The organism is Burkholderia sp. BCC1644, assembly GCF_902833225.1.
GTDB lineage: Bacteria > Pseudomonadota > Gammaproteobacteria > Burkholderiales > Burkholderiaceae > Burkholderia.
Window position 1 is genome coordinate 438110 of record NZ_CADFEI010000003.1, and the last position, 13601, is coordinate 451710.

A 13601-nucleotide genomic window follows, 5' to 3' on the forward strand; every position below is an offset into this window, starting at 1 on the left:
GAAAGTCTCCTGGTCGTCATTCACTTCACGGGATGCGGTGCGGGGGCATGCCGGGGCTGCGCGGCCGACGGGCGGGCAGACGGCAAGGGCAAGGCGGAAGACGGAGCCGGCGAATCGAGCGCGGATGCGGCATGCCACGCGCGCGCGTCGCGCGCCTGCCGCCGCTCGCGGGCCAGCATCGCGCGGTTCACGACGACGACGCCGATCGTCACGAGCGTGATGAACACCGTCGCGAGCGCATTCATCTCCGGATTCAGCCCCATCCGCACGCGCGAGAACACGACGAGCGGCAGCGTCGTCGAGCCCGGGCCCGACAGGAACGCGGACAGGATCACGTCGTCGATCGACACCGTGAACGCGAGCAGCCAGCCGGACACCAGCGCCTGTGCGATCAGCGGCAACGTGATCACGAAGAACACCTTCACCGGCCGCGCGCCGAGGTCAAGCGCGGCTTCCTCGATCGAGCGGTCGAGCTCCTTCACGCGCGACTGCACGATCACCGCGACGAACGACAGGCACAACATCACGTGGCCGATCCAGATCGTCAGCCAGCCGCGCCCGGCCGGCCAGCCGAAGGTCTGCTGCATCGCGACGAACAACAGCAGCAGCGAGATGCCCTGGATCACTTCCGGAATCACCAGCGGTGCGTTGATCATCGCGGCATACAGCGTGAAGCCGCGGAAGCGCCCCATGCGGGCCAGCACGAAACCGGCCCACGTGCCGATCGCGACCGACGCGGTGGCCGTCAGCAGCTCGTCATCGTGCAGCAGCGCGCCGTACCACTTCAGCGAGAAACCGGTCCACACCGTCACGAGCTTCGACGCGTTGAACGAATAGACGACCAGACTGACGATCGGCACGTACAGGAACAGGAAGCCCGCGCCCAGCACGCTCGCGGACAGGAGGCGATTCGCCCGGGTCATTGTCGTGCCTCCGCTTCAGTCTGGCTGTAATGGAGCAGCGCCATCGGCACGAGCAGCACCAGGACCATCGTCACCGTCACCGCGGACGCCATCGGCCAGTCCATGTTGTTGAAGAACTCATCCCACATCACGCGGCCGAGCATCAGCGTGTTCGCGCCGCCGAGCAGTTCGGGGATCACGTACTCGCCAACGGCCGGGATGAACACCAGCAGGCTGCCCGCGACGATGCCGTTCCTCGACAGCGGCAGCGTGATGCGCCAGAACGCGGACCACGGCGTCGCACCGAGGTCGTTCGCGGCCTCGAGCAGCGTCAGGTCCATCTTCACGAGGTGCGCGTACAGCGGCATCACCATGAACGGCAGGTACGAATAGACCATCCCGATGTAGACGCCCGCGTCGGTGTGATACAGGCGCAGCGGCGTCGCGATCATGCCGAGCGCCGCCAGCGCGTGATTCAGCAGCCCGTCGTCCTTCATGATCCCGACCCAGGCATAGACGCGGATCAGGAACGACGTCCAGAACGGCAGCATCACGGCCATCATCAGCAGGTTGCGGCGCGCCGGCGCCGCGCGTGCGATGCAGTACGCGATCGGGTAGCCGGCCAGCAGGCACATCAGCGTCGACGCGGCGGCCATCTTCAGCGAACTGACGTACGTGTTCAGGTACAGGTCGTCCTGCAGCAGCAGCGCGTAGTGCTTCAGCGACAGCACCAACCGCACCGTGCTGGCCTCCAGCCGCGCGAGCGCCGTGTACGGCGGGATGCCGAGCATCGGGTCGGCGAAGCTGATCTTCAGCACCAGCACGAACGGCAGCGCGAAAAAGATCACGAGCCACAGGTACGGCACGCCGATCGCGACGCTACGGCCCGACGGCAGCCAGCGCGACAAGGTGGAAACGGAAGGTTTCGTCATGTCGTCCTCATTGCGTCAGCACGACGCCGCCGGCCGGCGACCACGACACGAACACGTCGTCGTTCCACGCCGGCGCGTTGTCGCTCATCAGGTGCGAGCTCGACAGGTTCGACACCACCGTCTTGCCGCTCGGCAAGCGCACGTGGTACAGCGAGTAGCTGCCCATGTACGCGATGTCGGTCACGACGCCGCGCGCCCAGTTGTGTTTCGAACCGGGCTTCTCGCGCGACACGTGGATACGCTCCGGGCGCACCGAGATGCCGACCGGCATCCCGAGCGGGCCGGTGATGCCGTGGCTCACGACCATGCGCGCTTCGAGGTCGTCGCTCTCGACGAAGATGTGATCGGGTTCGTCCTCGACCACGCGGCCTTCGAACAGGTTGGTCGAGCCGATGAATTCGGCCGAGAAGCGGCTGTTCGGGAATTCGTAGACTTCACCCGGCGCGCCGATCTGCACGATCTTGCCTTCGCTCATCACCGCGAGGCGGCTGGCCATCGTCATCGCCTCTTCCTGGTCGTGCGTGACCATCACGCAGGTCACGTCGACCCTCTCGATGATGTTCACGAGTTCGAGCTGGGTTTTCTGGCGGATCTTCTTGTCGAGTGCCGACATCGGCTCGTCGAGCAGCAGCAGCTTCGGGCGCTTGACCAGCGAACGGGCCAGCGCGACGCGCTGCTGCTGGCCGCCGGACAGCTGATGCGGCTTGCGCTGCGCATACTTGCTCATCTGCACGAGGGCGAGCGCATCGGCCACGCGCTCCTTGATCTCGTTCTTCGGCGTGCCTTCCTGCTTCAGGCCGAACGCGACGTTCGATTCGACCGTCATGTGCGGGAACAGCGCGTACGACTGGAACATCATGTTCACCGGGCGGCGGTACGGCGGCAGCGACGCGAGGTCCTCGCCGTCGACGAAGATCTTGCCGGAGGTCGCCGTTTCCAGCCCGGCGAGCATGCGCAGCAACGTCGACTTGCCGCAGCCCGAGCTGCCCAGCAGTGCGAACAATTCGTTCTTCGCGATCGTCAGGTTCACGTTGTCGACGGCCGTGCTGTCGCCGAATTTCTTCACGACGTTTTCGATACGCACGAACGCGGCCGTATCGGAGCGTGCGCCGGCCACGGCCGGCGCAGCGGGGAGCATTCGGATCATCGTCGTCTCCCTCAACCGCCCGACTTCAGCTGCAGCCACAAACGGTTCTGCATCCGTGCGATGTCGGCGCTTCGCGGCATCGCGAGCGATGTCTTTGCGATCGTCGCGTCGGACAGGTAGATGCTCGGGTCCTGCACGATCGCCGGCGTCACGAATGCGCGCGCGGCCTTGTTGGCGCTCGGATAGAAGATCTCGTTCGTGATCGCCGCGTTGGTCTTCGGATCCTCGATGTAGTTGATCCACTTCAGCGCGGCCTCAGGGTGCGGTGCATCCTTCGGAATCGCCATCACGTCGAACCACAGCAGGCCGCCTTCCTTCGGATTCACATAGCGGATCTCGTACGACCGCTTCGCGTCCAGCGTGCGCCGCCGCGCGATGCTCACGTCGCCCGACCAGCCGAGCACGACGCACACGTCGTTGTTCGCGAGATCGTCCGCATAGCCGGCCGAACTGAACTGCGTCACGTACGGGCGAATCTTTTTCAGCACGTCGTAGGCGGCCTGGTAGTCGGCCGGGTTCTTGCTCTCAGGATCCTTGCCCATGTACTGCAGCGCCGCCGCGAACGCGGCGTCCGGCGCATCGAGCAGCGAGATGCCGCAGCCTTTCAGCTTCGCCGCATTCGCCGGATCGAACAGCAATGCCCAGCTGTCGGTCGGCGCGCTGTCGCCAAGCCGCTTGCGCACGGCTTCGACGTTGTAGCCGATCCCCGTCGTGCCCCATGCCCACGGCACGCCGTACTGGTTGCCGGGGTCGGCCTTCGCGATCATCTTCATCAGCACCGGGTCGAGGTTCGCGAGGTTCGGCAGCTTCGACTTGTCGAGCTTCTGGTACACGCCGGCCTGAATCTGCTGCGCAAGATAGTTCGACGTCGGCACGACGATGTCGTAGCCCGAGCTGCCCGCGAGCAACTTGGTCTGCAGCGTGTCGTCGCTGTCGTAGCTGTCGTAGCGCACCTTGATACCCGACTGCTTCTCGAAGGTCGGCACCGTGTCCTTCGCGACGTACTCCGACCAGTTGTACACGTTCAGGTTGGTGTCGCCCGCGCGGGCGGACAGGCTGGCCGCGAGAGCCAGCACCGCCGACGTGACGAGCGCGGCACGCAGGGCCGGTTGACGACGGATAGGGATACGCATGGGGATTCTCCTTGTGATGGGGATCGGCCGTCGCGCCCGGTCCGGGTCCGGACTCGCGTCAACGCCGTCAAGCGGTATTCGGCACAAGGGTCAATGTAGAGATCGCGGCCCGCAGCGTCAGTCCCGAAAACCGGGACAAACGGCGACGTCGTGCGGGGCTGCTTGGGTAGATTCCCGTGTAGGCAGTCGAAAATATTCGTGATACCTGTAGCGCCACCTGAAATCTTCGACACCCGACGCCATGAGCGCTGCGCTTCCCGCCCCCGATCTCCCGCTGAGCCACGTCGCGTTCGTGACCGAAACGCTGGGCGATATCGCGCAAGCGGTCGGGACGCCGCAGTTCATGCGCGCCGTCTACGACACACTCGTGCGCTACGTCGACTTCGACGCCGTGCACCTCGACTACGAACGCGGCGCGGCGGCGGGCCGGCGCAACGTCGGCTGGATCGGCAGCTTCGGCCGCGAGCCCGAGCTGGTCGCGCAGGTGATGCGTCACTACTACCGGAGCTACGCGAGCGACGATGCAACGTACGCGGCGATCGAAACCGAAAGCGACGTGCAGTTGCTGCAGGTCTCCGCGCAGCGCGTCGCGAGCGAACTCCGGCACCTGTTTTTCGACGCCGGCGACATTCACGACGAATGCGTGATCGCGGGCGTGACGGGCGGCACGCGCTACTCGATCTCGATCGCGCGCTCGCGGCGGTTGCCGCCGTTCTCGCTGAAGGAGCTGAGTCTGCTGAAGCACCTGTCGCAGGTCGTGCTGCCGATGGCGTCCGCGCACAAGCGGCTGCTCGGCGCGATCTGCGCCGACGACACGTCGCGCGACGAACTCGATCTCGACCTCGTCGCGCAATGGCTGCCCGAATGGCAGGAACGGCTGACCGCGCGCGAGATGCACGTGTGCGCATCGTTCATCCAGGGCATGACGTCGGCCGCGATCGCGCAATCGATGGGGCTCAAGACGTCCACCATCGACACGTACGCGAAGCGCGCATTCGCGAAACTCGGCGTCGAGTCGCGGCGGCAACTGATGACGCTCGTGCTGCGAAACGCGTCGCGACGGCACGACGCGTAGGTCCGGCACATCGGGCTCCCGACGTCGCACCCGTTGCGCGCGCATCCATCTCCGCGCCGCTTCATAACGATTCGACAATTTATTGGTTCCCTCGACGATGCGCCGTCCGTATCGTTCACCGACTCGTCAGACCAATCGACCAACGGGGGAATCCAACAATGAAACGAATCCGGTCATTCGCACTGCTCGCGCTGCCGGCCGCGCTCTACGCCGCCGGCGCGCACGCGCAAAGCAGCGTCACGCTGTACGGCATCGCCGACGCGGGCATCGCGTACGTACACAACGCGCAGAACGGGACCGGCGGCAACGCGTCGAGCCTCGTCAAGTTCAGCAGCGGCAACCTGTCGGGCAGCCGCTGGGGGCTGCGCGGCATCGAGGATCTCGGCAGCGGCCTGTCCGCGCTGTTCCAGCTCGAAAACGGCTTCAACATCGGCACCGGGGCACTCGGCCAGGGTGGTCGCGAATTCGGCCGCAAGGCCGTCGTCGGCCTCGCGAGCAGCACCTACGGCACCGTGACGCTCGGCCGCCAGTACGATCCGGTCGTCGATCTCGTGCAGGGCCTCACGCAGGACAACTATTTCGGCGGCGTGTTCGCGACGCCGGGCGACCTCGACAACTACGACAACAGCCTGCGCGTCAGTAACTCGGTGAAGTACACGAGCCCGCTGATCTCGGGCTTCCAGTTCGCGGCCCTGTACGGCTTCGGCGGCGTCGCGGGCTCGACCGGCAACGGTCGCACGTACAGCTTCGGCGCGAGCTACGCGAACGGCCCGCTGTCGCTCGGCGCCGGCTTCTTCTACGCAAACGGCGGCACGACGGTCGCCAATGGCGTGCGCACGTGGTCGAGCAGCTCGGACACGCTGTTCAACACCGTGATCAACCAGGGCTTCTCGAGCGCGAAGTCGATCCAGATCGTGCGCGTGGCCGGCCAGTACGTGGCCGGTCCGGCGACCTTCGGTCTCGCGTATTCGAATACGCAGTACGGTGCGGACACGCTGTCGGCGTTCAGCCAGAACGCGAAGTTCAATAACGGTTCGGCGTTCTTCAACTGGCAGTTCTCGCCGACGCTGCGCGCGGGCGTCGGCTATAACTACACGTCGCTGACGGGCCCGGCTTCCGCGCACTACAACCAGGTCAACCTCGGCGCGGACTACGCACTGTCGAAGCGCACCGACCTGTATGCGCTGTTCGGCTATCAGAAGGCGAGCGGCAACACGCTCAACGCGAGCGGCGCGACGGTGAAAGCGGCCGCGTCGGTCGGCTCGTACGGCGTGAACTCCGGCACCGACACGCAGGAACTCGCGATCGTCGGCATTCGCCACAAGTTCTGATCGCATCGTCGCACGACGACTGCTGGCAGGCGCGCACCACGGTGCGCGCCTGCGGCGTTTACACTGTCCTGCTTCAGGTTCCACACGACGCAAGGAGGCCGGCATGCTGACGGTATGGGGACGACGCAACGCGTTCAACGTCCAGAAGGTGATGTGGCTCGTCGACGAGCTCGCGCTCGCGCATCGGCACGTACCGGCCGGCGGCCGGTTCGGCGTGCTCGATACGCCCGAATTTCTCGCGATGAATCCGCACGGACGCGTGCCGCTGATCGACGACGAAGGTTCCGTCGTATGGGAATCGCACAGCATCCTGCGCTACCTAGCCGCGCGTTACGGACGCCCCGGCTTCTGGCACGACGACCCTGCCGAACAGTCGCGCGCCGACCGCTGGATGGACTGGGCGCAGACGACGCTGCAACCGGTGTTCCTCAATGGCGTGTTCCGCGGTTACTACCGGACGCCGCCCGAGCAGCGCGACACCGTGCGCGTCGAGCAGAGCATCGCGCAGTGCGCGCAGCATTTCCGGCTGCTCGACGCGGTGCTGGCCGGGCAGCCGTTTCTCGCCGGCGACGCGATCACGCTCGCCGACATCACGGTCGGCACGCATCTGTATCGCTACTTCGAACTCGACATCGCGCGGCCGGACATACCGCACGTGCAAGCGTGGTACGAACGCCTGCAGACGCGGCCCGCGTATCGCACGCACGTGATGATCCCGTTCGACGACCTGCGCGGCAAGCTCGACTGACAGGCATCGGGCCGGCAGCGGAACGGCTTGCCGGAAGGTCTCGAGAACCTCCGACTGCCGGCCTAATGTCGCCGCATGCCTCCCGCCCCGCCCATGCCGCCGAACCGGTGCATGCCGCCGAATTCGTGACTCGTACCGACCGGGAACGTGCCATGGTGAAAGCCCGCGCCCACCGGGACGCCGAAGCGGCGATGACCGATCGGGTTGAAGTGGTCGACGTGATCGAAGTGGTGGAAGCGATGGAATCGATCGACGAAGATGAAGCTCACGCCCGCGCCGATGAACAGCGGCGGCCCCCAGTACCACGGGTCGTCATACGGATAGGCTGCCACCGGATACCACAGCACGCTACCGTCGGCACTTTGCACGATCTGCCAGGTGCCGTCGCTTTGCAGGCATGCGCGTCCGACGATTTGCTGCGCCGTGCCGTCGATGTCCGCTTGCGCGACGACCGCGCGACAGTTCGAGCCGTTGTCCGACGGATCGTCGATCATCTGCGCAAGGACGGACGTGGAAAGACCGAGACAGACGATGCCTGCCACGGATCGAAACAGGTTGCACATGATCGGCTCCTGCGTTGTTGCCCCCGACCACTCGATCCCCGGTGCCGCTGGCGGCGCCCGGTACACCGGTTTGCTTGCACACGATCGATCGCGCGGCGGTCTTGGCTCGCCGCGTCGTCGTGCAGGGTCTCCTGACGGCTAAACGATGCGGCCTGCCGGGTTATTCCTGGGGTCTGGATGCGAATGGCCGTGGCCGCAACCCTCGGCACGCGCAGCCGGGCTCAGCGCATGGCCGGGCGAGCCGCGACGCGGTAGACAACCGCTGCCGTGACCCCGAATACCAGATGGGCCACCAGCGTGATCGCGCCGCGAACCGCGATGAACCACGGGAAGATTGCCGTGAAGGCGTACAGGTTGACGCCGTACAGGATGAGGCCGAACGCGCCGCCGGCGAGCAGCGTGGCGCGCAGCGACCATCCATGGACCAGCCGCGCCAGCACGGCTGCATAGGCCAGCGAAAGCGCGGCATGCACGAGTGTCGCCACACCCATGACCAGCGGATCGAAACCGCCGGGCGCACCGAGCACGCTGCGCCCCATCACGATGGCCGCCGTGAGGCGCGCGTCGCGAAGCAGGTTCCGAACGGCGTCATCGCCGACGATCGCCCAGAGCAGCAGCTCGATGACGGTCGATCCGACCGCCGCACCGAACGCCGCCCAGAGCATCGGGGCCAGACGGATTTGTTTCAATGGTCGTCCACCATCGCGACCGGCGGATGCGTGGAGTCGCCGTGCGGCATTACGCAGGGCGCTCGCAATCCGACCAGTACGCAAACGGGTCGCGATGCTTCGGATAGTGCTCGTCGAGCCATTTCAGCAATGTCGCGCGAGCGTTGTCCATGTCGGCTTTCAGCGACGACGTCGTGAGTTCGTGCATGTCGACGGACTTTTCGCGGTCGATCACGAAGCAGTTCCAGTCGGGGCCGTCCAGATCCGGATCGTCGGACGCCTTCGACGACTTGCTCCAGCCGAAGCGCTTGCGCGCGTCGATGAAGTAGCGCGGGTGCACTTTCAGATACGACATCTCGCCGCCCTGCAGGCTGCTCTCGGCGCGCAACACGTCGTGTTCGTCGACGATCTGCGTGACTTCCGGAAGGCGGCGCGAGCGCCATCCGGCCGGCAGCGTCGCCACGGCCCGGATGCTGTCGTACGTCCCCCATTCCAGCCCCCATGCTTCGGCCATGCGCTTCATGAACGCATCGGCGCTCGGATAGCCGCGCAACTGGATCCGGGTCGACAGCGTGACTTCGACGCGGCCGCCGGATGCACTGGACACCTCGTCGCCCGCCGCTTCGAACGGATTGCCGGGGCGCGGCGATGAGCGCGTCGCGTCCGCAGGCGCCATGCCCGAAAACAGTTGATCCAGCGCTGCACGCGCTTTCGACGACTTGTCTGGTCTATTCATCGGTTCCCTTTTCTGCAAATTTGAACCCGTACTGCCATTGTTGGAGATTGGCTCGCCGCCGGCCAAAGGTGTGATTCTGCCGCACTGCGGCGATCTCGCCGTATTCCGCGGCTGCATTGTAACGATCTGGCGACGGCGGTCGAGCGAATGGTACGGGCACAGCACGCTCCGTCGCATCCACGGCATGCCGCGCGCCCTACCCCAACGCCTTCACCATCCGCTCCATCAGCGCCAGCACCTCCGGCCGATTCTCGCCCTTCGCATGCACGAAGTGATACCTGAGCAGCGAATCGACTTCATGGCGGCTGACGCGAACGAGCGCGCTGCGCTTCAGGTACGCATCCGCGAGCGGCGTTCGCGCGAGCGCCACGCCGAGCCCCGCTTCAGCCGCCGCGAGGACGAGGTTGTAATCCTCGAACCGACGATCCTGCGCCCGCGGCTTGAACGGAATGCCGAGCCCGTCGAACCAGGTGCGCCAGCCCGTCACGTCGGAATCGTGCAGCAACGGCATGTCGAGCAGCGCGGCGTCGCCGGCCCGGCGGCGCGCCTTCGCCAGTTGCTCGGCAAGCCGCGGATGCGCAACCGGATACAGCCGCTCCGGCATGAACGCACGCGTTTCGAGCTGACGCCAGTTGCCGCGCCCGTAACGGATCGACAGATCGGCTTCGCCGCCGGCGATATCGACGTTGCGCAGTTCGATGCCGAGCTCGATACGCAGCGCGGGCGCTTCGCTTTCGAGCACATGCTGCCGCTCCAACAGCCAGAGCTGCGCGAACGCGGGCACCACGCTCATCCGGACCAGTCGCGGCGTACGCGGCGAGCGCCACTGATCGGCCGCGCCGTCGATGATCGCGAACGCCTGCTCGATCCGGCCGACGAAGCGCTGCCCGTCCGGCGTCAGGCGCACGCCGCGCGCATGCCGCTCGAACAGCGCCATCCCGAGCCAGTTTTCGACGGCGGCGACCCGCCGGCTGATCGCGCCGTGCGTGACGCCGGAAACATCGGCGGCCGCGAGAAACGAACCCTCGCGCGCCACCGTGCAGACCGTCTCCAGGCTCGCGAGCGGCGGCCTCGGCCCGGGCGCCGGCGCGGCGACCGGCAGCGCGTCCACGACCTGACGCGCACGCCCCGGACCGGCCGCCCGACGCGAACCCGAGCTGTGAGCCATATTCATATCCGGGTGTTGATCTGTGCGCTAGCTTAACATCTCGCCACGCCGCACCATGGGCGCATGAATACCCTTTCCACATCGACGTCGCGCGGCGCGCGACAACCGCTCGTCGCGGCAGGCGCGGTCGCGTTCACGATCGTCTCGTGGGCGTCCGCTTTCCCGTTCATCCGGATCGGCCTGCACGGCCTCGCGCCGCTGCAGCTCGCGTCGGCACGCTTCGCGACCGCGGCGCTGCTCGTGATCGCGTGGCTCGCATGGCGGCGACCGCCACTGCCGGCGAAAGGCGACGCGCTGCGCTTCGTCGCGTGCGGCTTTCTCGGCATCGCGCTTTACAACGCACTGCTCAATACCGGCGAGCAGACCGTGTCGGCCGGTGCGGCGAGTTTCATCGTGAACACGCTGCCGATCTTCACCGCGCTGCTGGCCGCCGTGTTTCTGCGCGAGCGCTTCAATCGCTGGGGATGGCTCGGTTCGCTGGTCAGCCTGGCCGGCATCGCGGTGATCGCGCAAGGGCAGCCGGGCGGCCTCGTGCTCGGTTCGGGAAGCACGCTGATTCTCGGCGCGGCGCTGTGTTCGGCCAGCTATTTCGTGTTGCAGCGGCGGTTGATTCCCGTCTACGGCGCACTGACCTGTACCGCATACACGCTGCTGGCCGGCGCGGTGCTGCTCACGCCCTGGCTGCCCGGCGCGCTCGGCTCGCTCGCGGGCGGGTCGCGCGATACGGCGCTGGCCGTCGTCGTGCTCGGCGTATTTCCCGCCGCGCTGGGTTATGCAACCTGGACCTTCGCGCTCGGCTACTTCGGCGCGGCGCGCGCGGCCAACTTCCTCTATCTGACGCCGGCGGTCGCGACGCTGCTGTCGATGGCGCTGACGGGCGAACGGCCCGGCATCGCGACGGCATGCGGTGGCCTGCTGGCAATTGCTGGCGTGGTCTTCGTCGCATTCCGCGGACGTTCGTAGGATCGCAACCATGGCGAATGTCCGTGCCGGCCCGGCGATCCGGAAACGGGCGGATCGAAAAGCACTGCGGTATCTGCGAAGCGGAATGGATCATCCGGGCCGTGTTGGCCGCGCCCATTCGCAGACGCCGCCGGGCTTGACCGTTAGTTGCATTACAACGAATACAACCGTTGATGAAGCCAGCCGACGAAACCGGATACGCACTCGCGAGTGACCAAACTGTGCAGACAAATCGACCGAACAGTTCCGGATTGACCGCGCATCAGTGTGCATGGCTTCGCCCCGGCGACCGGCCGAATAATGGATACGGCCGTAAGGCCATCGACAGCGAACCGCAGCCTGCGGCCCGCCGCAGCGCACGATTTCCGGCATCCGGAGCCTTCGACATCCGGGCGTCGGCCCGCGACGCGATTCGCCGCAGCGCGCAAAATCGGCTTCATATATATTCATACGAATTGCATGACGTCCGGCGACGATTCGCCTGCTCGCCCGGGCTGCCGTCACACCAGCGGACGCCATGCAAGTGAAGCCCGTGATGGGTATGGAGACTCGTCCGATCGCCCCGGCACGCTGGCCGGCCGGTCGAGACGTCAATAGAAAGACATTCAATTCGGAGATGGCAGATGGAACGAAGCACTGTCGGCATGCGCTGCAAACCCCTGATCACCGTTGCACTGGCTGCCGCCGCATTCGCGGCCGCATCGACGGCAATGGCCGACCAGGTCGTGAAGATCGGCAGCGTCGAACCGACGACGGGCGGCATCTCGCACCTCGGCAAGGACAACGAGAACGGCGCGCGCCTCGCGGTCGAGGAAATCAACGCAAAGGGCCTGACGATCGGCGGCAAGAAGATCACGCTGCAGCTCGACGCGCAGGATGACGCGGCCGACCCGCGGCAAGCCACGCAGGTTGCGCAGAAGCTCGTCGACGACAAGGTCGTCGCCGTCATCGGCCACCTGAACTCGGGCACGTCGATCCCGGCATCGAAGATCTACAGCGACGCGGGCATCGTGCAGATCTCGCCGTCGGCCACGAACCCGACCTACACGCAGCAAGGCTTCAAGACGACCTACCGCGTCGTCGCGACCGATGCGCAGCAGGGTCCGGCGCTCGCGAGCTACGCGCAGGCGAAGGGCGTGAAGAGCGTCGCGGTGATCGACGATTCGACCGCGTACGGCCAGGGCCTCGCGAACGAGTTCGAGAAGAAGGCGAAGGCGCTCGGCCTGAAGGTGCTGTCGCACGACGCGACCAACGACAAGGCCGTCGACTTCCGCGCGATCCTGACGAAGGTCAAGGGCGAGAACCCGGACGCGATCATGTACGGCGGCATGGACGCAACCGGCGGCCCGCTCGCGAAGCAGGCGAAGCAGCTCGGCCTGCGCGCGAAGATCCTGTCCGGCGACGGCGTGTGCACCGACTCGCTGGCCGAACTTGCCGGCCCGGCGGCCGACAACGTGCTGTGCTCGCAGGCAGGCGCGGCACTCGAGAAGATGCCGGGCGGCGCGGACTTCCTCGCGAAGTACCAGAAGCGTTTCAACCAGGGCATCAAGTTCGATGCGCCGTTCGCGTATGACGCGGTCTACATCGCGGTCGACGCGATGAAGCGCGCGAACTCGACCGACCCGGCGAAGATCCTCGCCGCAATGCCGTCGACGAAGTACGACGGCGTGATCGGCACGACGACGTTCGACGCGAAGGGCGACCTGACGCACGGGATCATCTCGATCTACGGCTACAAGGGCGGCAAGAAGACCTTCCTCGACCAGGTGAAGATGTAACCCGCCGCGGCGCCGGCACGACGGGAACGCCACCCGTCCGCGCCGGCGCCGCGCGGGCCGATTTCTGATTCACGGAGACGAAGCATCATGTGTGCAATGGCGTATGCGGAATTTCAACAGGAGTTGAAGAAAGCCCAATTGACGGCGCGCGAGTTCGCCCGTCTGATCCGGATGAACGAAAGTTCGATCACGAACTATTCGAGCAAGGGCACCGTCCCGTCCCACCTCGCGGTCATCGCGAAACTGATCGGCACGCTGGCCGCGCACGAGATCGATTTCCGGCGCGTGATCCGGCAGATGCGGATCGAGCCGAAACGGCCGCGCGGCGTCGGCGTGTTTCCCGCGGCCGAAAAGCCGCGCGCACGGAAGGCCGCGAAAGCCGAAGCCTGAACCACGACATGCGTCGAACGCGGCAAGGAGATGGCCGCGCGACGCTCGATCGATACACCCTCACGGG

At 66.1% G+C, this 13601-nt stretch carries 14 protein-coding genes; 6 read left to right on the forward strand and 8 right to left on the reverse strand.

The features are described 5' to 3' along the window. Positions 1-20: 20 nt before the first annotated feature. Genes HWX87_RS08455 through HWX87_RS08470 form a run of 4 tightly spaced genes read right to left on the reverse strand, consistent with a single transcriptional unit; the run spans position 21 to position 4114 of the window. On the reverse strand, positions 21-923 hold the full coding sequence (locus HWX87_RS08455; protein ID WP_176046704.1) for an ABC transporter permease subunit: 903 nt from the start codon (positions 921-923) through the stop codon (positions 21-23). After that, on the reverse strand, positions 920-1834 hold the full coding sequence (locus tag HWX87_RS08460) for an ABC transporter permease subunit (RefSeq protein ID WP_176046705.1): 915 nt from the start codon (positions 1832-1834) through the stop codon (positions 920-922). Before HWX87_RS08460 ends, HWX87_RS08455 begins: the two co-directional genes overlap by 4 nt. A 7-nt stretch (positions 1835-1841) precedes the next feature. Further along, complete coding sequence (gene potA, locus HWX87_RS08465) at positions 1842-2981, reverse strand: polyamine ABC transporter ATP-binding protein (RefSeq protein WP_176046706.1); 1140 nt, start codon at positions 2979-2981, stop codon at positions 1842-1844. A gap of 11 nt (positions 2982-2992) precedes the next feature. Continuing rightward, a complete protein-coding gene (locus tag HWX87_RS08470; RefSeq protein WP_176046707.1) occupies positions 2993-4114 on the reverse strand; it encodes a polyamine ABC transporter substrate-binding protein in 1122 nt (373 codons plus the stop codon). Positions 4115-4355: 241 nt separating this feature from the next. On the opposite strand from HWX87_RS08470, the gene HWX87_RS08475 reads away from it, so the two are divergent. From HWX87_RS08475 to HWX87_RS08485, 3 genes are all read left to right on the forward strand, one after another. Beyond that, a complete protein-coding gene (locus tag HWX87_RS08475; RefSeq protein WP_176046708.1) occupies positions 4356-5189 on the forward strand; it encodes a LuxR C-terminal-related transcriptional regulator in 834 nt (277 codons plus the stop codon). Positions 5190-5347: 158 nt separating this feature from the next. Beyond that, positions 5348-6520 carry a porin gene (locus tag HWX87_RS08480; protein WP_176046709.1) on the forward strand — a complete coding sequence of 391 codons (1173 nt, stop codon included), beginning with the start codon at positions 5348-5350 and terminating at the stop codon, positions 6518-6520. A 103-nt stretch (positions 6521-6623) separates the two neighbouring features. After that, positions 6624-7268 carry a glutathione S-transferase gene (locus HWX87_RS08485; RefSeq protein WP_176046710.1) on the forward strand — a complete coding sequence of 215 codons (645 nt, stop codon included), beginning with the start codon at positions 6624-6626 and terminating at the stop codon, positions 7266-7268. Positions 7269-7330: 62 nt separating this feature from the next. On the opposite strand, the gene HWX87_RS08490 is transcribed toward HWX87_RS08485, so the two are convergent. The 4 genes from HWX87_RS08490 to HWX87_RS08505 all read right to left on the reverse strand — a co-directional run bounded on the left by HWX87_RS08490 (position 7331) and on the right by HWX87_RS08505 (position 10409). Beyond that, positions 7331-7831, reverse strand: a complete 501-nt coding sequence (locus tag HWX87_RS08490; protein ID WP_176046711.1) for a hypothetical protein — start codon at positions 7829-7831, stop codon at positions 7331-7333. 221 nt (positions 7832-8052) lie between these two features. Then, the gene (locus tag HWX87_RS08495; protein ID WP_176046792.1) at positions 8053-8496 is read right to left on the reverse strand and encodes a sodium:proline symporter; all 444 of its coding nucleotides are present in this window, start codon (positions 8494-8496) and stop codon (positions 8053-8055) included. A 73-nt stretch (positions 8497-8569) separates the two neighbouring features. Next, complete coding sequence (locus HWX87_RS08500; RefSeq protein WP_176046712.1) at positions 8570-9235, reverse strand: nitroreductase; 666 nt, start codon at positions 9233-9235, stop codon at positions 8570-8572. 196 nt (positions 9236-9431) lie between these two features. Beyond that, a complete protein-coding gene (locus tag HWX87_RS08505) occupies positions 9432-10409 on the reverse strand; it encodes a LysR substrate-binding domain-containing protein (RefSeq protein ID WP_176046713.1) in 978 nt (325 codons plus the stop codon). A gap of 57 nt (positions 10410-10466) precedes the next feature. On the opposite strand from HWX87_RS08505, the gene HWX87_RS08510 reads away from it, so the two are divergent. The 3 genes from HWX87_RS08510 to HWX87_RS08520 all read left to right on the forward strand — a co-directional run bounded on the left by HWX87_RS08510 (position 10467) and on the right by HWX87_RS08520 (position 13534). Then, a complete protein-coding gene (locus HWX87_RS08510) occupies positions 10467-11366 on the forward strand; it encodes an EamA family transporter (RefSeq protein WP_176046714.1) in 900 nt (299 codons plus the stop codon). 623 nt (positions 11367-11989) lie between these two features. Further along, on the forward strand, positions 11990-13144 hold the full coding sequence (locus HWX87_RS08515; protein WP_176046715.1) for a branched-chain amino acid ABC transporter substrate-binding protein: 1155 nt from the start codon (positions 11990-11992) through the stop codon (positions 13142-13144). Positions 13145-13231: 87 nt separating this feature from the next. Beyond that, entirely contained in the window at positions 13232-13534 is a 303-nt protein-coding gene (locus HWX87_RS08520; protein ID WP_176046716.1) for an XRE family transcriptional regulator, read from the forward strand. The last annotated feature ends 67 nt before the right edge of the window (positions 13535-13601 follow it).

Bases quoted from the DNA above. Each gene is read 5' to 3' on its own strand.
- HWX87_RS08500 (WP_176046712.1), bottom strand. From the start codon at position 9,235: ATGAATAGACCAGACAAGTCGTCGAAAGCGCGTGCAGCGCTGGATCAA.
- HWX87_RS08505 (WP_176046713.1), bottom strand. From the start codon at position 10,409: ATGAATATGGCTCACAGCTCGGGTTCGCGTCGGGCGGCCGGTCCGGGG.
- HWX87_RS08510 (WP_176046714.1), top strand. From the start codon at position 10,467: ATGAATACCCTTTCCACATCGACGTCGCGCGGCGCGCGACAACCGCTC.
- HWX87_RS08495 (WP_176046792.1), bottom strand. From the start codon at position 8,496: ATGCTCTGGGCGGCGTTCGGTGCGGCGGTCGGATCGACCGTCATCGAG.
- HWX87_RS08475 (WP_176046708.1), top strand. From the start codon at position 4,356: ATGAGCGCTGCGCTTCCCGCCCCCGATCTCCCGCTGAGCCACGTCGCG.
- HWX87_RS08460 (WP_176046705.1), bottom strand. From the start codon at position 1,834: ATGACGAAACCTTCCGTTTCCACCTTGTCGCGCTGGCTGCCGTCGGGC.
- HWX87_RS08520 (WP_176046716.1), top strand. From the start codon at position 13,232: ATGTGTGCAATGGCGTATGCGGAATTTCAACAGGAGTTGAAGAAAGCC.
- potA (WP_176046706.1), bottom strand. From the start codon at position 2,981: ATGATCCGAATGCTCCCCGCTGCGCCGGCCGTGGCCGGCGCACGCTCC.
- HWX87_RS08490 (WP_176046711.1), bottom strand. From the start codon at position 7,831: ATGTGCAACCTGTTTCGATCCGTGGCAGGCATCGTCTGTCTCGGTCTT.
- HWX87_RS08515 (WP_176046715.1), top strand. From the start codon at position 11,990: ATGGAACGAAGCACTGTCGGCATGCGCTGCAAACCCCTGATCACCGTT.
- HWX87_RS08470 (WP_176046707.1), bottom strand. From the start codon at position 4,114: ATGCGTATCCCTATCCGTCGTCAACCGGCCCTGCGTGCCGCGCTCGTC.
- HWX87_RS08485 (WP_176046710.1), top strand. From the start codon at position 6,624: ATGCTGACGGTATGGGGACGACGCAACGCGTTCAACGTCCAGAAGGTG.
- HWX87_RS08455 (WP_176046704.1), bottom strand. From the start codon at position 923: ATGACCCGGGCGAATCGCCTCCTGTCCGCGAGCGTGCTGGGCGCGGGC.
- HWX87_RS08480 (WP_176046709.1), top strand. From the start codon at position 5,348: ATGAAACGAATCCGGTCATTCGCACTGCTCGCGCTGCCGGCCGCGCTC.